General features: G+C 40.2%; 13 protein-coding genes. 4 read left to right on the plus strand and 9 right to left on the minus strand.

Annotated elements, in window-relative coordinates; translation table 11 throughout:
* Positions 1 to 26 precede the first annotated feature (26 nt).
* Positions 27 to 1,304, plus strand: coding sequence for a phosphoribosylamine--glycine ligase (purD, locus tag D0T20_RS04035; RefSeq protein WP_116438456.1), 1,278 nt, complete (start codon positions 27 to 29; stop codon positions 1,302 to 1,304).
* Here the strand turns inward: purD and D0T20_RS04040 are convergent.
* Complete coding sequence (locus D0T20_RS04040) at positions 1,301 to 3,358, minus strand: LTA synthase family protein (RefSeq protein ID WP_116438725.1); 2,058 nt, start codon at positions 3,356 to 3,358, stop codon at positions 1,301 to 1,303. The genes purD and D0T20_RS04040 overlap by 4 nt on opposite strands.
* 285 nt (positions 3,359 to 3,643) lie before the next feature.
* Here D0T20_RS04040 and D0T20_RS04045 point away from each other — a divergent pair, with 285 nt between their 5' ends.
* On the plus strand, positions 3,644 to 5,023 hold the full coding sequence (locus D0T20_RS04045; protein WP_116438457.1) for an alpha/beta hydrolase-fold protein: 1,380 nt from the start codon (positions 3,644 to 3,646) through the stop codon (positions 5,021 to 5,023).
* A 2-nt stretch (positions 5,024 to 5,025) separates the two neighbouring features.
* Positions 5,026 to 7,782 carry a bifunctional lysylphosphatidylglycerol flippase/synthetase MprF gene (locus D0T20_RS04050; RefSeq protein WP_116438458.1) on the plus strand — a complete coding sequence of 919 codons (2,757 nt, stop codon included), beginning with the start codon at positions 5,026 to 5,028 and terminating at the stop codon, positions 7,780 to 7,782.
* A 74-nt stretch (positions 7,783 to 7,856) separates the two neighbouring features.
* Here D0T20_RS04050 and D0T20_RS04055 read toward each other — a convergent pair whose 3' ends face one another.
* The 6 genes from D0T20_RS04055 to D0T20_RS04080 all read right to left on the minus strand — a co-directional run bounded on the left by D0T20_RS04055 (position 7,857) and on the right by D0T20_RS04080 (position 15,860).
* Positions 7,857 to 10,454, minus strand: coding sequence for an ATP-dependent Clp protease ATP-binding subunit (locus D0T20_RS04055; protein ID WP_116438459.1), 2,598 nt, complete (start codon positions 10,452 to 10,454; stop codon positions 7,857 to 7,859).
* An 81-nt stretch (positions 10,455 to 10,535) separates the two neighbouring features.
* The gene (locus D0T20_RS04060) at positions 10,536 to 11,747 is read right to left on the minus strand and encodes a DUF3027 domain-containing protein (protein WP_016840213.1); all 1,212 of its coding nucleotides are present in this window, start codon (positions 11,745 to 11,747) and stop codon (positions 10,536 to 10,538) included.
* An 18-nt stretch (positions 11,748 to 11,765) separates the two neighbouring features.
* Positions 11,766 to 12,155, minus strand: a complete 390-nt coding sequence (locus D0T20_RS04065; RefSeq protein WP_016635790.1) for a cold-shock protein — start codon at positions 12,153 to 12,155, stop codon at positions 11,766 to 11,768.
* A gap of 154 nt (positions 12,156 to 12,309) precedes the next feature.
* The gene (locus tag D0T20_RS04070) at positions 12,310 to 14,322 is read right to left on the minus strand and encodes a sensor histidine kinase (protein WP_116438460.1); all 2,013 of its coding nucleotides are present in this window, start codon (positions 14,320 to 14,322) and stop codon (positions 12,310 to 12,312) included.
* 2 nt (positions 14,323 to 14,324) lie between these two features.
* Entirely contained in the window at positions 14,325 to 15,065 is a 741-nt protein-coding gene (locus D0T20_RS04075) for a response regulator transcription factor (protein WP_032812835.1), read from the minus strand.
* Between the two features lie 60 nt (positions 15,066 to 15,125).
* Complete coding sequence (locus D0T20_RS04080; protein WP_162862723.1) at positions 15,126 to 15,860, minus strand: TPM domain-containing protein; 735 nt, start codon at positions 15,858 to 15,860, stop codon at positions 15,126 to 15,128.
* Positions 15,861 to 16,000: 140 nt separating this feature from the next.
* On the opposite strand from D0T20_RS04080, the gene D0T20_RS04085 reads away from it, so the two are divergent.
* Positions 16,001 to 16,294 carry a WXG100 family type VII secretion target gene (locus D0T20_RS04085; protein ID WP_016791927.1) on the plus strand — a complete coding sequence of 98 codons (294 nt, stop codon included), beginning with the start codon at positions 16,001 to 16,003 and terminating at the stop codon, positions 16,292 to 16,294.
* A gap of 115 nt (positions 16,295 to 16,409) precedes the next feature.
* Here the strand turns inward: D0T20_RS04085 and groL are convergent, their stop codons facing one another.
* Together groL and D0T20_RS04095 are read right to left on the minus strand one after the other, a co-directional pair.
* The gene (groL, locus tag D0T20_RS04090; protein ID WP_016791925.1) at positions 16,410 to 18,035 is read right to left on the minus strand and encodes a chaperonin GroEL; all 1,626 of its coding nucleotides are present in this window, start codon (positions 18,033 to 18,035) and stop codon (positions 16,410 to 16,412) included.
* A gap of 272 nt (positions 18,036 to 18,307) precedes the next feature.
* On the minus strand, positions 18,308 to 18,988 hold the full coding sequence (locus D0T20_RS04095) for a LytR C-terminal domain-containing protein (RefSeq protein WP_162862678.1): 681 nt from the start codon (positions 18,986 to 18,988) through the stop codon (positions 18,308 to 18,310).
* Positions 18,989 to 19,080: the final 92 nt, after the last annotated feature.

Raw genomic sequence — 19,080 nt, forward strand, 5'->3', positions numbered from 1 at the left:
AATCTTAAAGTAATAAAGGATTAAAGATGAAAGTTTTAGTTGTAGGCTCAGGCGCACGAGAACACGCAATCGCAGTTGCATTTTTAGCAAGTAAAAGCGTTAGCGAAGTCACAGTTGCTCCTGGAAACCCAGGCATGATTAAAAGCGGAATCAAAATTGAAAACATTAGCGAATCGGATCACAACGCTTTAATCGAATTTGTTAAGAGCAACAACTACGACTTTGCTTTTATTGGCCCCGAAGTGCCTCTTATGAATGGCATTGTTGACGATTTTGAAGCTAATGGAATCCCAGCATTTGGCCCAAACAAAGCGGCTGCTCAAATTGAAGGATCTAAGGATTTTGCAAAGCAACTTATGCAAAGGCATAATATTCCAACAGCCGCCTACCAAACATTTAGCGAGCTAGAACCAGCGATTGAGTACGTTAAAAATCAAGGCGCTCCTATTGTTATTAAAGCAGACGGCTTGGCTGCTGGAAAAGGCGTAACAGTTGCCACTAGCGTTGATGAGGCGCTCGCAGCTTTAGACGATATTTTTGTAGACCATCGTTTTGGCAAAGCTGGAGCAAAAGTAGTTATAGAAGAGTTTTTAGAAGGCGAAGAATTCTCATTAATGAGTTTTGCTAACGGAACAGATTTTTGGGTTATGCCAATTTCTCAAGACCACAAACGCGCTCATGATGGCGATACTGGCCCAAACACAGGCGGAATGGGAGCTTATAGCCCTGTTCCACAAATCAGCGATGAAGTTGTAAAACAAGCGATTGATAAAATCGTGAGCCCAACTTTGCAAGCTCTTGCAAGCGAAGGCATGCCTTTTACAGGAGTTTTGTACGCTGGATTGATTAACACAGAGCAAGGCGCAAAAGTCATAGAATTTAACGCTCGCTTTGGAGACCCAGAAACAGAGGTTGTTCTTCCAAGACTTACTAGCGACTTTGGCGAAGCTATTTTTAACATTTTGCATGGCAAAGAACCAGCATTTACTTGGATTAAAAATGGCGTAACTCTTGGCGTTGTGTTAGCAAGCAAAGGATACCCTGGAAAGCTTGTTACAGGAACACCTCTGCCACAAATCACTCTTAATAGCGCAGATCAAAATGTTTACTATTCTGGTGTTAAATTAGACGAAAACAATAATCTTGTAACGTCTTCTGGAAGAGTGGCACTTTTGCAAGTGAATGGCAAAGATGTTAAAGATGCTCAATCAAAAGCCTATAGCATATTAGACAATCTTAATCTTTCTAACATGTTTTATAGGCACGACATTGCAACTAAAGCACTTAAAGCATTGAAAAATTAAAAACCAAGAAAGTTTGTGTTTTTAAGATAATGCTTTCCAGCTGTAATATCGTATTGAATCAAACGGTAATCATGCAATAATTGTTTAGTTTCTTTGTTCATACTACTAGCAATCATTGGCTTTCCGCTTGGATTCAAGTAAATTGGCTGGCCTTGCGGAATTCTATCCCACCCCTGAATCTTATTTACTACAGGAGGCTCCATTGCACTAATCTTTTCGTGCAATCTTGTAAGGAATGCAAGATATGGCGAAACTTTAGAATTTGTGTGAGACGCCACTTGCGATATAAAGAAGTTTGGAGAAGAATAATAGTCCCTAATTTTGTTTGGAGCTTTATTATTTTCTCTTGCTTTTTTATTTGACCAAATAAAGTAATCAGTTAGATGCAAATCAAGAGAGTTATTCTCATCATCGCTGGCAGTACTATATATTCCAGGAAGATGATCTCCATAAAACACAACAGTCACTGGCTTATCTATAGAATCCAAGTCATTTAAGAACTCTTGAGTTGCTTTATCTGTGTAACTCACTCCCTTAGCGTATGTTTCAATCGAAGATATTTCCGAGCTTCCAATCTTTGGCGAGCCAGGCTTTGCACTAGCCTTAAAATCATTGTTCTTATACCAATTCCTAAATGGCATATGATTTTGCATTGTGACTATTTGCACAAATTGATTATTTTTACTAGAGGCGATTTTTTCAAACGCACTTTTATACGCAGACTCGTCGCAAACATAAGGCGATTTATCAAGCATATTTTTGTGCGCAATAACATTAGGAGATTCTAGCGAGTAGAACTTACTAAAACCAAACTTCTTATAGTTTGTTGAGCGCAAGTACATGCTCGGCTCATACGGGTGGAATGCTATGGAATTTGCTTCACTACCCCAATATTGATTAATCGTAGGAGTCCAAGAAGAATTTGGAACAAGCTGCTGATATGGGCTTGTAAGAGATGAGTTAAAGTTCACCATGCTCAATCCCGTAAGAGACATATATTCAAGATTTGCAGTTCCTCCGCCGTAGCCAGAAGAAAGCATTAAACCGCTATCTGTTTTCTCTTTCAAAGAGCTTATAAATGGCATTGGATTCTTATTTAATTGCAATCCAGGAACTCTTATTGGATTAGAGAATGATTCCGAAAGCACATAAACAACAGTATTATCGGAGATTTTCGACTTTCTAGAAGCGTTTATTTTCTTTGCTTCATTATTGTATTTTTCTAGCAAAGCGCTCATAGTTCGCTCATTGTAATCCGCAGGCTTATCCATAACCTTTGGGTTTACTTGCCTTAAAAATGCCACTAATGTGCCGTTTCTTTGAGCGTCGTAAACGGAGTCCCACATTGATGGCGTGTCTCCCATAAACTTAGCAAAATTGTTTGCGCTAGAATCAACAGTTCCAACTGTGCAAATATACCATCCAAAAGTCGCTAATAATGCTATTAAAGTTACAACACGAACCAAAATCGAAGTTCTTAAATTTGAAATAATAACGATTTTTCCATGATTAACATCTAAAACATGCAATAAAAGCGCAATAACCCAAGTTATTAGAACAGCAACAATAGAGCTAAAAATAACAGCATTTGCGTTGTCTGGAAGAAAAGATGCGATATTTCCAGTATTACTTTTTAAAAAGTTTAAGTCAGCTGGAAGAATAGTTTCGTATCGAACATTCACTTTCATATATTCAATAACAGAAACAATTATAGATGCGCTAATCAAAATAGCAGACGTAATCCAAAAACGATTTATGATTATTAGCAAAATACCATAAATCAACGCAAGAATAAGAAGATTAAGCACAAAAACAAAATTAAGCTTAAGCCACATTTTTGAGATTATATTCCAAGCGCTTGCCGAAAGTGATGAAGTCATTTCCACTCGACCAGAACGCTGTACAGAAAGCTGCACAATCATAACCATTATTGCGCAGAAAGCAACAAACAGAGCGTAATACGACCAATGAGCAAACCTAATCTTAAAACGCTCAAATTGCTTAAAAATTGTAAGAGAATTGCTTAATGGCAATTTTGCACCCTTCTGATTCATGCCCATGTTTAATGCCCAATATTTAATGCATATTACATTTATTACGTTCTTAACGCATATCGTGTACGTATTAGTCTACACATACATCTTAAGTATCACTATCGTCATACCAAACAACCGTATAAAACTATGCATATTCATACTTTTGACGTATTGTAAGGTGTTCTATAGCATTTATCATTATAATAGATGACAAAATATAGAAAATTTTAAGGATTATATACTATATTTGCAAAGGTTGTGTTTGTTATCTTCAATCTAGCGAGGTTTTAAGGAACAGTAAGAATGAAGCAATTTATTGCCACAATTAACTTAATGCACGGTACTCTACCTATAAGCATATTCGCAATATCTGCATTATGCTTAGCTGTTCTTTTAATTACAAAACCTAAAAAGTCAAAGTATCTTCCAAAACTATTAACTCAACTAGGCTCAGCATTTTTATTCGCCATTATTTTTGGATTCATAACTTGGCTAATATCCGACGTTTTTCTTGTGTTTGGCGTAAGTCTTGGCTGGCTTGTGATTTTTTCGATTGCAGGAGGATTTGCTGCCGTAGGCTTCGCTCTAAGCGCTGCAATAATTTCTAAGGGATACAGAAGAGCTTTCGCCATTTTTTCAATTATCTTATTTGTTTTAGCAACAATGATTCGCGTAAACATGATTTACGGAGAATACACGACTATTGGATCTGTTTTTGGATTAGGAAATTACCCAAAGCTAGAAGAGCATAATAAACACAATGCAGTTATGGAGATTAAAGATTGGAACGGACTCGCAGATCAGAAAAAGCTGCCTAAAATGCCGTCTAAAGGCATTAGCCGCTCTGTTAGAATTCCTGCAACGCAATCAAACTTCCGCGCGAGAATCGCAAACGTGTATCTTCCTCCAGCTGCGCTAACAAAATTTGCTCCAAAACTTCCTGTAATGGTTCTTCTTTCTGGACAGCCAGGAAGCCCTAATAGACTATTTGCTGCAAGCGAAATAGTGAATACTTTAGACGCTTACGCTAAAAAGCACAATGGTTTAGCTCCGATTGTTGTTTCCCCAGACCAGAATGGCACTTCAACACACAATTCACTTTGCGCAAACACAAAAGTTTATGGAAACGCTCAAACGTACCTGACTAAAGATGTTGTTAGCTGGATTCGCAAAAATCTTCCTGCAAGCACAAATCCAGCACTTTGGCTTATGGGAGGATTTTCTCAAGGTGGAACTTGTGCAACTCAAATAGTTCCAGCGTACCCAAAGTTGTTTGGAAACATGTATTCTGCTGGCGGAGAATTAGAGCCAACTTACAAGAATAAAAACGAAACAATAAACCGCTATTTTAACGGAAATCGCAAGGAATACGAAAAGCATATTCCAGCAAACGTAATGAGAAAAAACGCTCCATTAAATCAAAATTATTATTCAATAGCAGGAGCATGGGATCCAAAATCACAAATAAATCAATCCACTATTGCTATTGCAGCACACAAAGCTGGAATAAGCGTTATAACAATGATTTCTAAAGGCTCAGGCCACGATTGGCATACGGTTCAAAGCGGATTAAAGGTTGCTATTGATCATCTTTGTAAAGACGCTGGAATAGCAAAGCATGATCCAGATTTAAGCTCTTATAGTAATATTCAAGTGGTTGTTAATCAGAAGGTGAGGCGATAAACATGCCAAACTTTTTATCAAAAAATCACAAGTCAACAGCAAAACATCATTTATCTATACTAAGCAATGATGTTAGAATCTGGCTGTCTCAACGAGTTCTTGCAGTAAAAATCACGCTTGTATTTTTGCTTATAAACCTTGTACATTGGATTTTCCGTACCGTAATGCACATTTACACTTACGGCACAAACGCTACCCTTGCACAATTTTTCTCGTACCATAAGCCAAAAATTGGCTCCCCATTCCTTTTTGGCCATAGAAACGTTCCTCAACTTTTGCTTAAACTGTTCCACTCGCTTTTCTTTGTAAACAGTTTTCCGTCTTTAGCTGTTAACGCTATTCTTTCTTTGGTTTTAATCGGATTAGCAGAAACAAGAATTGGAAAAATGCGTTTGCTTTTTGTTTCTGTATCAAGCACGCTTATTGGAACTTTGCTAGGGCTAACACTAATTGGTAATCTTTCTGCGATTATTCGCAATATGCATTGGATTACTAGAATACCAATTAGGCTTTCACCTTTTACGCTTTTTGTTGGCGCGTTTATGTCTGCAGCAACGTGCGAATCAATATTGTGGCGTAGGCGAATGCTTGTTTTGGGCTATTCAATAACATCTGCAATGCTTCTTTATAGTGGAAATCCTGGGGATTATTGCACGATTTTTGCAGCGATTTGTGGCCATATTATTGGCAATGCAATGAACAAGAACAACAAAACTAATACTGCTAAAAGCGCAAGCTGGTGGCATGGAACAGACTACGAAATTAGGCGTCTTTTTTCAATAGCGCAACTTATTATGGCGTTAGGCCCTGTTCTTGCATTGTCTTCAAGATCTCACGCTGGAATACTAACAACTCTTGGCTTGTTTATGTCTCCACAAATGGGCACAAAACCTTGGCTTGCAAGATGCATATCGAATTATAGTTCTAGCAGCTGTTTGCTTCATTCTGGATTGCAACACGCAACAATTGGCGGTCTTTGGATTCGTATTCTTTTGCCTATTGTTACTTTAATGATTATAGCTTGGGGGCTTTTACGCGGAAGAAGGCTTGCAGCTTATGCAGCTATAACAATTAATGGACTTACTGCAGTTTATGCAACTATGTATTTTGCGATTTTGCCATTAATCGCAGCTAAGCAAGCTATGATTTTCCACAAGAATAATGCAACTTCTATAGCGTTTATGCTCACTGCTCTGCCTCCACTATTAATCGCAATACTATTGTTTATAAACATAAAGCATTTTCCAAATCATAGCGATAAGTTTGAAAGACGAATTGGCTTAGTTGCAATTGTTCTTGCACTATTTTCTACTGGAATAGGATATGTTTGCTTTGGATTAATTGCTCCAAATGAGTTTAAGCCTACAGCAGATTTGCATCATTTACTCCGTGACCTCCCAGGACGTTGGATGCCTATGGGATTTGGAACAAGATCTAACGCAATGCTTATGCCATTAACTCCACTTGCTTCTGCTATTACTCAATGCGTTGGAGTTCTTCTTTGGATTGTTCTTTTTGTTGTTTGCCTTATGTGGTTTAAGAACAAAGTTACAATTAACGAAGAAGATCGTAAAAAAGCAAGTCAATTAGTTCATTTTGGCGGAGACACAATGAGCTTTATGACTACTTGGCCAGACAATCACTATTGGTTCTCCAACACGGAACGCTCCGCAATAGCATATAGGCTTAAGTACGGAATTGCTTTAACATTAACAGGGCCTTTTGGAGATAGATCAGAATATAAGAATGATTTGAAAGCGTTTATTCAACTTTGCGAGCAAAACTCTTGGTCTCCAGCTTTCTACGCTGTGCATGAGGAAGACCGCAAAAACCTAGAATCTCTTGGTTTTATGTCTATTAAAGTTGGAAGCGATATGCTTGTTTACCCTAAAGAGTGGCAAACTCGTGGCAAAAAGTGGCAAGATATTCGTACCGCTATAAACAAAGCAAAACGCGATGGAATAACAGATGTTCTTAGCACATACAACGATTCTCCGTGGGAAATTCAACAACAGATTATTGAGATTTCGGAAGAGTGGGCAGAGCTTAAATCTCTTCCAGAGATGAAGTTTACTCTTGGCGGATTAGAAGAATTGCACGATCCTCGAGTAAAAATTTTGTATGCAATTGACAATAATGGCAAGGTTCTTGGCGTTACGAGCTGGATGCCTACTTATAGCAACAATCGCGTAATAGGGTGGACTCTTGATTTTATGAGGCACCGTACGGATAGTCCTAATGGAATTATGGAATTGCTTATTGCAAGAATGGCGGAACGCTTAAGAGATGAAGGACTTGAGAATCCAGAATCTGCTGTGGAATTTATGAGTCTTTCTGCTGCTCCTCTTGCTGGAATAACAGATATTTGCGACTCAAACGATTCTAGTACTTCAACTTCTTTGCAAAGTGAAGCGAACACTGTTAACAACAATGACGATATAGAAAATAATGATAATGATGGCGTAGAACATGCACAAAATAGCGTAAATCACCATGAGTCCAACGAGATTATTGTTCATGCTCTAGAGATGATGTCCGACATTTTGGAACCAGCATACGGATTTAAGTCGTTGTACTTCTTTAAGAAAAAGTTCCAACCAACCAATAGTCCTGTGTATATATGCTACTTGGATTCTGCAAAGCTTGCGCAAATATCGCTAGCTGTTACAAGCTCCTATTTGCCAGAAACTAATCCTAAGCAAATTTTAGAAATGCTAAAAACACTTAAGAAAGACGCAAATCAAAAAAATCTCCGTTAATTTGCGTGCTAAGCTTGCATATTAACGGAGATTAAGTTTATTAAGAGATTTTAATCGAAATCTTAATTGTGCAACTAAGACTCCGATTCGACTTTAGAAGCGGAATCAGATTCGGCTGGTTTAGTTGATTCGCTTGATTCAGAAGAATCATTGTAATCAGTGGATTCTGCCGACTTAGAGTCGCTGCATGCGGAATCAAACTTCTTACCGCGGAAAATAAATTCTCCAAGCAACCCTTCGCCTTCGGCATCCACCTCAACGCATTCTCCGTCTGTTAAATCGCCAAGCAAAATCTTCTCGCTAATAGCGTCCTCAATATCTCGCTGAATAACTCTACGCAATGGCCTTGCTCCAAGAAGTGGGTCAAAGCCCTTTTGCGCAAGAAGATTCTTAGCTTCATCTGTAAGATCCAAAGCCATATGACGCTCAAACAAGCGGTCGTTCAAACGCTTAACATCTAAGTCAACAATTTGACGAACCTCTGGCTCAGTAAGCTGACGGAACACAATAGTATCGTCTAAGCGGTTAAGGAACTCTGGGCGGAATTGACGCTTAAGCTCGGAATTAACTTGATCCTTCATACGCTGATAAGACGCATCCGCATTATTACCAAGGCTAAATCCTGTGTTTGCTGCCTTAGCAATATCTCGAGTACCAAGATTCGTAGTCAAGATAATAATAGTGTTCTTAAAATCAACTTTTCGGCCTTGACCATCTGTTAAGTGGCCATCATCCAAAACTTGCAACAATGTGTTGAAAATATCTGGATGTGCCTTCTCAATCTCGTCGAACAAAACCACAGAGAATGGCTTTCTACGAACCTTCTCCGTAAGCTCGCCACCTTCCTCGTAGCCAACATAGCCTGGAGGAGCACCAAAAAGACGCGAAGCTGCATACTTTTCTGCAAACTCCGACATATCTACGCGAATAAGCGCATCGTCGTCGTCAAACAGGAACTGAGCCAAAGTCTTAGCAAGCTCCGTTTTACCAACACCAGTAGGGCCAGCAAAAATAAACGAGCCAGCAGGACGCTTTGGATCCTTCAAGCCCACTCGAGCACGACGAATCGAACGAGAAAGCGCACAAACAGCCTCATCTTGACCAATAATGCGCTTATGAAGTTCTGCTTCCATGCCAAGCAGCTTTTTAGACTCTGCTTGCGTGAGCTTAACAACAGGAATACCAGTTGTATTAGAAACAACAGATGCAATAACATCTTCGTCTACAACCATATTCACATTGGATTCGCCTTCGCGCCAAGCTTGCTCTTTAGTCTTACGATCTTCTTCAAGCTTCTCTTGCTCATCTCGCAAGTCGGCAGCTTTTTCAAAATCTTGATTCTTAATAGCTTCGTCTTTTTTATCGGAAAGCTTAGAAATCTTAGAATCAAGTTCTTTAAGCTCTGAAGGCTCTGTTAAGCGCTTAATTCGCAATCGAGCACCAGCTTCGTCAATCAAGTCAATTGCCTTATCTGGCAAATTGCGATCTTGAATGTATCGAGCAGACATTTCGGCTGCAGATTGCAAAGCACCATCCGTAATAGTTACATGATGATGATTCTCGTAGCGAGCACGCAAGCCCTTTAGAATTTCGATTGTTTCTGCAATAGAAGGCTCTTGAACCTGAATAGGCTGGAATCTGCGTTCCAAAGCCGCATCCTTTTCAATATACTTTCTATACTCATCTGTAGTTGTAGCACCAATCGTTTGCATCTCGCCGCGCGCAAGCATAGGCTTAAGCATATCGGAAGCGCCCAAAGCACCGTCAGCAGCGCCAGCGCCAACAATAGTGTGAATCTCGTCAATAAATAGAACAATATCTCCGCGAGTCTTAATCTCTTTAAGCACCTTCTTTAAGCGCTCTTCAAAATCGCCGCGGTAACGAGAGCCTGCAACCATTGAGCCAAGATCGAGGGAATAAACTTGCTTACCCTTTAACGTTTCTGGAACGTCTCCAGCAACAATCTTTTGCGCAAGACCTTCTACAACAGCTGTTTTACCAACGCCTGGCTCACCAATAAGAACAGGATTATTCTTTGTTCTTCTAGAAAGCACAACCATAACGCGCTCGATTTCTTTAGAGCGTCCAATAACAGGATCAAGCTTGCCTTGTTGAGCTTCGTTAGTAAGATTTCTTCCAAACTGATCTAAAAGAGCAGAACCAGACTGATTACGTTTATCTTGAACTCCTCCAGCATTTGCAAGTTCTGCACCTTGACCGTCTGCTGGAATGCCAGAATTGCCACGAATCAAATCCATTGCCGTGCTACGAAGATCGCCTAAATCAACCTCCATTTTAATAAGCACTTGCGTTCCAACGCCTTCGCCTTCTCTAATAAGGCCTAAAAGAATATGCTCAGTACCAATATAACTATGACCAAGTTGCAAAGCTTCACGCAAACTAAGCTCAAGCACTTGCTTAGCATGCGGAGTAAAAGGTATGTGGCCATTAGGCGAAACAGTACCCGTTCCAATCATCTCTTTTACTTGTTTGCGAGTACCGTCTAAATCTACGCCTTTTGCACTCAAAGCTTTTGCTGCTATTCCTTCACCTTCTCTAATAAGGCCTAAAAGAATATGCTCAGTACCAATGTAGTTATGCTGAAGAGCGCGCGCTTCTTCTTGCGCTAGCACAATAACACGCCGAGCGCGGTCAGTGAACCGTTCAAACATAATTGCCTTCCGTTTTTATCCTTGTTCCATGGTAACGAGTTGCCATGACTCTAGAGCAATGCCTATATAGAATCCGTGAGACTAATCATTTGAGCGCGGATTATTATTTGAGTCAAGATTATCTTCATATTCTGTACTATCTACGATTTGCGCACTGACTTTGGATTCTTCACTATCTTCATATTGCAAACCACTATTATTGTTTGCAATATCTTCATCTTCATTGTGCAAACCATCGTCATCATGCTCTTCACTATCTTGATTATTTTCATCCAAAACGCGCTTACGCCTTGACTTGCGATTTTCTTTGCTATCTTCAATCGCTTCTTCTATAAGCTCAACATCTGCACGTTCTTCTCTAGGCGTTTGAGGAACAATCTCAATGTGATAGTCGTCGTAAGCAGGCTCTGATTGAACCCAAAGCTGCGATGGCTCAGGAGGCGCTATTTCGGAATGTTCTCCGCATCCATGATCAAGCGCAACTACTCGCCCATCGTCTGGGCTCCACATATTTGCGCAAACTCCAAACATGTTTCCAAGACTTCCTGCAAGAGGAATCATAAATCCACATGACGAGCAAGCTTTTCCATCTGCAATCTTAGTAGAAAGCGACTTTGGCCCATGTTGACCCGCATACCATCTTTTTGCAGTTTGAGCTATAGCCTGAGCAGTCATAACTCTTTTTCGAGTTAAGCGGAAAGTTTCAACAGCATCTTCAAAATCTTCTTTTGACTCCCCATTCTCAAGATTTTCATCATCTGCACTCGCGTTATCTGTATTATATGCGCTTTTGCTATCCGAACTATCTGAACTATCCGCGATATTTTCGCTATTCTCGCTATTCTCGCTATTTGCGTCGTTATTACTGTTTTCACTATCTTTAGCGCATTGCGAACCGTCTTCAGATGCATCATTTTCTTGAGCACTATCAAGCTTAACTCCATCTTCAAGCCTGGAGTCATCTTCTGCAGTGCCTATTGAATCCATAACCGAAAGATCCGTAGGCCTAAGTCTATCTTTCCAAGGAACCCAAGGAGGAGGAAGTAATGAATCTTCAGTTGGAGCAAGACTAGATTCATTAACAGTCCAACGACCAGCATCTTCATCATGATACAGCGTTACCGACCATTGCCAGCCTTCATAGCCAAGCATAGTGCAAGCAAAACGGAAATCAGTAACATTGCTACCAAGATCCATTTTGCCTACAAAATCGCCTACAGCGTTTTTGCGCTCCGAAGTTTCCACAGCAACTTCATAAGCAAGCTCCTGCGGATTTATTACTTCATCTTCCATAAAAAATCCTGTTAACTATTAATCTTGTACGTCAAAATTATCTGCTACAGCACGCAACAAGTGCGCGAGCTTTTTAGATTCTGCACTAGATGGATAATGGCGTCTACGTAAGCCGTTGCCAGCAGAGTCTAAAAGCTTAATAAGGTCTTCTACGATTGCAGCCATATCTTCTGCTTTTGGCCTTGTAGCCTTTACAAGCGAAGGAGCAGAAGCTACGAGTGTAAGTCCCATTGCTTGCGGGCCTTTGCGTCCTTCTACAACAGAAAATTCCACACGCGTACCTTTACGCAATTCTTTTATTGACGATGGCAATGCAGAAGAAGGCAAAAATACATCTTTGCCGTCTTCATCCACTATAAAGCCATATCCCTTTTGGGAATCATACCAACGAACGCGCCCGTTGGGCATAACACACCTCACTCAAATTCACTAAACTTTATGCGAATCATCAATTCTACTACATCCACATAACTCTACAGATTCACACTTTTCTAATTGTAGCGCATGAATCTAGAACAACCTAAATAATCTAAATAACCTACAACCTAAACAGTCTAACAGTCTAAACAGTCTTGTTATTTTCAACACCACTAATAGAGTCACTTGTAAGCATTTTATTTGATTTATCTACATTATTTTCTTTGTTTGCGCTATCGCTACTATCACTACTATCGCTACTATCGTCAATAATAACATTTGGCAATACAACTGTAAGAGTTAAACCGTGAGGCTTAGAATCCAAAGATTCATCTCCATTCAATGTTATATCTGCAGAAATATCTGTAGCAAAATTATCTTCACTAGTTCTATACGCACAAGACGTTGTTGCGCAAATCAAACCGCGATGAGCTTTAACAACAGATTGCGCAATAGACATGCCTAAGCCTGTACCGCCCTTCTCCCTGGCTCTAGAAGGATCAGCAATATAGAAACGCTCAAAAATATGAGGCAACGATTCTTCTGGAACTCCAGGACCGTGATCAACAACCCTTATAACAACGTAAGAGCTGCCAGCACCTGTTGATTGGCTAACTTCTGCAGCTTCCAAAAAATCCTTAAGAGACTTAGAAACAGAGCTCATTTTTTGCAAAGCTTCTGGAGTAATCGAAGCTTTAAAAATTCCCATTCCGATTTCTACAGGAGAATCACTTGGAGTATAACGATGAATGTTGCCAACAATATTAGTAAGAACTTGACGCAACCTTGCTCCATCGCCCTTTATAGTAACGTTAGGAAGCGAGCCTGGAGTAAAAATAAACTTTCTATCAAGATTGCAATTTGTAGGCTTAGAGCAATCCATTAACTTTAAGTCGTCTGCTAAATACAATGTTCCTTGCTGAACAACTCTAACTTGATCAAGCGCGCGCAAGTCATTAGCAGCATCCTTAAGAATAGGAGTTACGTTAACAGTTTGAGAAACATTTATTCCTCGCCCCTCATCAAATCGCGCTAGCGAAAGCAAATCTTCAACAAGCTCTGTCATTCTTTCGCTAGAAGCCTTAATGTGAGCAATGGAATCATCTGCCTTATCTTGCTGACCAGCAACACCTCTCCACATGTAATACAATTCTGCATAACCGTGAATCGCAGCTAAAGGCGTTCTAAGCTCGTGACTTGCATCTGAAACAAAACGTTTCATTTTTTCTGTCATTGCTTCTTGATCGTTAAAGCCTTGCTCAATTCTAGAAAGCATTGAATTTAAGCTTGCTGCCAAAGACCCAACTTCCGTGTTTTCTGGAGCAGAAGGAACTCGTCTGCTTAAATCTCCAGAAGCAATTTTAGAAGCTGTTTTTTCTATTCTTTTTAGCGGAACAAGAGTTGATTGAATAATCAAAGCAGACAAAACTGCACCAAGCAAAATAACAGTTATACTAACCATTAAACAATAGCGCGTAAGAGTGTTTAGAGTATCCATTTGATCGCTTAGAGAAAGCGCTATATAGACGTAACCCCTAACGTGCATTTCGGAGCTGTAGCCGCTGCGATTACCCCATGTAAGAACTAACACGCGCCACGGCGACTGAGCAACCTTTGCAGTTGCTTCATCAACGCTTTTAAGGTCGCCATGAACTACAGCTGGAGATGTAAACGGCTTTCTTTTTATAACAACGCTGTTAATTTCGCCATCTTCTGGCAGCGTTGGCATAGAAACAACGTCTCCTTTAAGCGGAGGAACCAAAGGCGTTGTAATAATTTTGTTATTAGTATCTCGAATTTGCAAGAAGTAATCGTTTGGACCAACAGTTGGCTCTTTTGAATCCTTTTTTCTAAGCAAATCAATATTGTCGTAAATAAGCTGAGCCTGATCTGCCAACTGAGCATCGGTTTTATCTAGCAAATAGCTTCCAACTAGCTGCCTAATCGACAAAGATATGCAAAATGCTGCAATAGTTAAAACTACAAGCGTACATGCCACTAATCGAGTGCTTAACGGTATTGCATCTAGATGTTTACGTATCCATTTTGCTGCTTTATGCTTTTTATTAGGATTATTGTTTTTGCTTTTATAATCCGCATTTGCATTAGCGACTTCGGGATTATAAATAGCGACTTCCGCAGACTTGCCACTATTCATAATCAGGCTTGACCTGCCTTTGGTACGCGAATCATGTAACCAATTCCGCGCTTAGTTTCAATAAGTGGAACGACTTTCTCTATAGAGCCGTCGTCATGCTTAATCTCAATACCGTCGATTTTCTTTCTAAGATAAGAAATATAGGATTCAACGATTGCTGCGTCTCCACCCCAATCGTATTGCCAAACGTGATTAAGAATCTGGCTTTTAGACAACACTCTGCCTTCGTTATCCATTAAGTAATGCAAAAGCTTGTATTCCGTAGGACTTAGCTCGATTGGAACTCCAGCTCTAGAAACATCGTGCGAGTCCTCATTAATCTCTAAATCTGCAACGCGCACAACAGGGGTGTCTTCTTCTGGCTCTTGAGTTCTGCGCAAAATCGCTCGTATTCTAGCAACTACTTCTTCTAGGCTAAAAGGCTTTGTAACGTAGTCGTCTCCGCCAACTGTTAAGCCCATAATCTTATCTTGAGTATCATCTCTAGCTGTAAGAAACAGAACCGGCACTACTACACCATTTTGGCGTATTCGCCTTGTAACGGTAAAACCGTCTATATCTGGCAACATAACGTCCATAACAATAAGATCTGGATGAACGCGCTCTATAACCTCGATTGCTTCCGATCCCGAAGCAGCGGTTTCTACGTCAAATCCAGCAAAATGCAACGATGCAACCAAAAGTTCACGAATTGAAGGTTCATCATCGACCACAACAATAGATGCTTCTACATTCTTACCCATACTGTTTAGCATCACTTATAAAGCTGAATGTTTCCTGAGTGTTTCCTGGAAAAAATAATTTTATTTATTAGATGCGTGCCTACGCTTAGCTTTCCTAAAGCCCAGTTTAACTTGCTTTAGCACATAATTTCTTCTATAAAGCACAATCGCAACAATTACAAACAATGCAGCAATCACAACAATCATAACAATAGTTGCAATAATACTTGTTGAAGGCGTAACCGACGTCTTTTTAGCTCTAGAAATCTGCTTCATAAGCAAAATCGCAGACTTAGCCCAGTCAGCACCCTGCTCGTTAACTAATGGTCTATAAGCTGCATCCGACAATAAGTCAACTGTTGTTTTTCTTTTAAGCCATTCGTCGGAATTAGGGGAAACTGCAACAACAAGCTTCCCATCATGAGTAGCAACTGCTAGAAGAACTGTGTTTGCAGGTGGATTCGTGCTTGTTAATAAATCGCTAGCCCACTTTGACGGGTCTTTACTACCACTAAAATTCGCTAAATAAAGAAGACGTACAGACACTCCAGTTTGCTTTTTTATACTAGCAATCATATCGGAAACTTTTGCAACGGAATCCCCTAGAAGATTTTCCGTATCTGTGATTGAATCAGTAGCAACAATGCCATAATTATTAGAACTTTTATTTGCTAAATCACCATTTTTAGATTCATCTTCAGCAAAAGCAGTGCTTGAAAATAGAACAATTTGGCTCAAAAACGCAAGCATTATAAGTGTGCATAAGCCTTTAACCACATTAGTAAAAAAATCTTTGTCATAATCGCTTAATGGCATATATTCATAATACCGTGTTTTTAGATTACGAGAAACAAGAGCAAAATTAAGTTTTAGACGCATCATTCTGTACAAGCACATTCTATACAAGCATTAGAGAACACGGAAATAAAAACATTTACAAACATTAAGGAGTAAAAATGGCACAATTTAGAGTAGACTCAGAGCAAATTCAGCAATCTGCTGCAGCAGTCGGATCTTCGATTAACGCGATTAGAGACGCAACAAATGGAATGTACGCAAATCTACAGCAATTACAAAGCGTGTGGACTGGCCCTGCTGCAACTCAGTTTGCAACAACCGCTGGGCAATGGCGTGCAGCACACCAACAAATGGAGCAATCTCTAGAGGCAATTCAATTAGCAATGCAAAATGTTTCTAACATTTACATGGATACAGAAACACAAGCAACTTCCTTGTTTGCAATGAACTAAACAAAAGTCACAAAAACAAAAACAAATTACAAAAAACATGAGCGGCAAAGCCAAAACTTTACCGCTCATGCTTAATAACTAAACAGACTCAATCAAAGAGTTAACTTAATTTAATTTAGTAGCCCATTTCTGCGCCGCCAGCTGGAGCTGCAGCTGGCTTTTCTGGCTTGTTAGCAACAACAGCTTCGGTTGTTAAGAACAAACCAGCAATAGAAGCAGCATTCTGTAGAGCAGAACGAGTTACCTTAACTGGGTCGGTAACTCCAGCAGCCATCAAATCTTCGTAAGCGTTGGTTGCAGCATTAAAGCCCTGGCCTTCTGGAAGTTCGCGAACCTTGTTAAGAACAACATCTCCAGAAACACCGCTATTTTGAGCAATCTGCTTGATTGGAGCTTCTACAGCGCGGAACACGATTGCAGCGCCCGTAGCTTCTTCGCCCTTAAGATTTGCGATTTCTTGAGACTTCTCAACCTTTGCAGCAGCTTGAACAAGAGCAACGCCACCACCTGGAAGCAAGCCCTCTTCGATTGCAGCCTTAGCATTACGCACTGCGTCTTCAATGCGATGCTTGCGCTCCTTGGCTTCTACTTCTGTAGCAGCACCAACCTTAATAACAGCAACGCCGCCAGCAAGCTTTGCAAGACGCTCCTGAAGCTTTTCGCGATCGTAATCGGAATCAGTGTTCTCAATTTCGCCGCGAATTTGAGCAACACGAGCCTCAACATCTTCCTTAGAGCCAGCACCAGAAACGATAGTTGTTTCATCCTTAGAAACAATCACCTTAGATGCGTGACCAAACACAGATGCATCGATAGAATCAAGCTTTAAGCCAAGGTCGTCAGAAACAACCTGAGCGCCAGTCAAAATTGCCATATCTTGCAACATTGCCTTACGACGATCACCAAAGCCTGGAGCCTTAACAGCTACAGTGTTGAAAGTGCCACGAATCTTGTTAAGAACAAGAGTTGGCAAAGCTTCGCCATCAACGTCTTCCGCAATAATAAGCAATGGCTTACCAGACTTCATAACAAGTTCTGCAACATGAACAATGTCTTGCTGGCTAGAAACCTTGCCAGAAGTGAGCAAGATGTATGGGTCTTCCAAAACAGCAGTCTGATCTTCTGCGTTAGTTACAAAGTAAGGGGAAATGTAACCCTTATCGAAGCGCATGCCTTCTGTAAAGTCCAAATCAAGACCAAACTTGTTGTTGTCTTCAACAGTAACAACGCCGTCCTGGCCAACCTTATCTAGAGCTTCTGCAATCTTTTCGCCAACTTCTGGGTCGGCAGCAGAAATCGTAGCAGTAGCAGCGATTTGATCCTTTGTTTCAACGTCTTTAGCAGACGCAAGCAATTCCTTAACAATTGCTTCGGAAGCTTTTTCAATGCCGCGGCGAAGAGCAATTGGATTGCTTCCTGCAACAACATTCTTTAAGCCTTCGTGCACCAAAGACTGAGCCAAAACGGTAGCGGTTGTAGTGCCGTCGCCTGCAACGTCATCAGTCTTCTTAGCAACTTCCTTAACTAATTCGGCACCAATGCGCTCGTATGGATCTTCAAGATCAATCTCTTTAGCGATTGAAACGCCATCATTGGTGATTGTTGGAGCGCCGTAAGACTTATCTAGAACTACGTTACGACCCTTTGGTCCAAGAGTGACCTTTACTGTATTTGCAAGCTTATCAAGACCAGCAAGCATACCCTGGCGGGCATCCTCTTCATAGGCAATAATCTTTGCCATTATTCCTCCACATAACTTAACTATGGACACTCACTCATGCTTCTTTTAGCTAATCAACCGTCAGCTGTTGACTAAACCGTTAAACTGAGTGCTAAATGAAGATTAGCACTCTACGTGCCCGAGTGCCAACTATAATCAAAAATCTATAGAAAAAATCTATAGTCTAAAATCAAAAATAGCCAAGTAAAAAGCCATTTATTGTGACTTTCTACTTAGCTACTTAAGCAATTATTTATTAGTTAAAATTATTACGAAATAAGAAAATCGTAATTCTACTTGCACAAAACAACAACAATAGTAGTTGCTATTTGATTTGCAGGCTCAACATTGCTAATTCCAAGCGTCTTAGCAATATCTTCAGCAGCAGATCGATTCTCGTCTCCCTTATACCAAACAACGGAATCAGCAGGAACATTTCCAGAAGGATTTGCAGCTTCTACACTTGAATAGCCTGCTTGCTTAAGCTTTGCTGCTTCTTGAGCCGCATGACCCTGAATCTTTGTTGCGTTAACAACTCTTACTGGAACAGTCTTGTTAATAGGTTGTTCAGAAGCTTTTGAGTCGCTTGCATTATTGTCTTTAGAATCCTTAGAGCTATTACCATTTTTATCTGTTTTGTTTGACTTATCTTCTTTTACTGGATCTCTATCTTCGTCTGAATCGTCATCAGCATCGTCAGACTTGCTCTTTCGCTCATCAATCTTACCGCTCTTAACGTTAGAAGACTTAGCAATTGTTGACTGATTTGCACTCCAAGGCAAACGAATATTGTTGATTTCTCCAGACATAATGGCCCACGCAAAAACGCCTAAAATAACAGCTACAGCTATGACTACTACATATGGGAGCAATACAGCATACCAAGCGCGATTTCCGCGATGAACACCAACAGGGCCTTCTGGTGGATTATCAAAAGCATCTGGCGTAAACGACACGTTCTGCTTATGCGCCATAATTGCATCCCTTCTAAAAACTATCTAAACAATATGAATCCATATTAGCGAATGCCGCGCACAAAGCGTAAAAAATTTATTTATTTTTATAT

The organism is Gardnerella piotii, from assembly GCF_003397585.1.
GTDB lineage: Bacteria > Actinomycetota > Actinomycetes > Actinomycetales > Bifidobacteriaceae > Bifidobacterium > Bifidobacterium piotii.

Bases quoted from the DNA above. Each gene is read 5' to 3' on its own strand.
- D0T20_RS04045 (WP_116438457.1), top strand. From the start codon at position 3,644: ATGAAGCAATTTATTGCCACAATTAACTTAATGCACGGTACTCTACCT.
- D0T20_RS04040 (WP_116438725.1), bottom strand. From the start codon at position 3,358: ATGAATCAGAAGGGTGCAAAATTGCCATTAAGCAATTCTCTTACAATT.
- D0T20_RS04050 (WP_116438458.1), top strand. From the start codon at position 5,026: ATGCCAAACTTTTTATCAAAAAATCACAAGTCAACAGCAAAACATCAT.
- groL (WP_016791925.1), bottom strand. From the start codon at position 18,035: ATGGCAAAGATTATTGCCTATGAAGAGGATGCCCGCCAGGGTATGCTT.
- D0T20_RS04055 (WP_116438459.1), bottom strand. From the start codon at position 10,454: ATGTTTGAACGGTTCACTGACCGCGCTCGGCGTGTTATTGTGCTAGCG.
- D0T20_RS04075 (WP_032812835.1), bottom strand. From the start codon at position 15,065: ATGGGTAAGAATGTAGAAGCATCTATTGTTGTGGTCGATGATGAACCT.
- purD (WP_116438456.1), top strand. From the start codon at position 27: ATGAAAGTTTTAGTTGTAGGCTCAGGCGCACGAGAACACGCAATCGCA.
- D0T20_RS04070 (WP_116438460.1), bottom strand. From the start codon at position 14,322: ATGAATAGTGGCAAGTCTGCGGAAGTCGCTATTTATAATCCCGAAGTC.
- D0T20_RS04085 (WP_016791927.1), top strand. From the start codon at position 16,001: ATGGCACAATTTAGAGTAGACTCAGAGCAAATTCAGCAATCTGCTGCA.
- D0T20_RS04060 (WP_016840213.1), bottom strand. From the start codon at position 11,747: ATGGAAGATGAAGTAATAAATCCGCAGGAGCTTGCTTATGAAGTTGCT.
- D0T20_RS04095 (WP_162862678.1), bottom strand. From the start codon at position 18,988: ATGGCGCATAAGCAGAACGTGTCGTTTACGCCAGATGCTTTTGATAAT.
- D0T20_RS04065 (WP_016635790.1), bottom strand. From the start codon at position 12,155: ATGCCCAACGGGCGCGTTCGTTGGTATGATTCCCAAAAGGGATATGGC.
- D0T20_RS04080 (WP_162862723.1), bottom strand. From the start codon at position 15,860: ATGCCATTAAGCGATTATGACAAAGATTTTTTTACTAATGTGGTTAAA.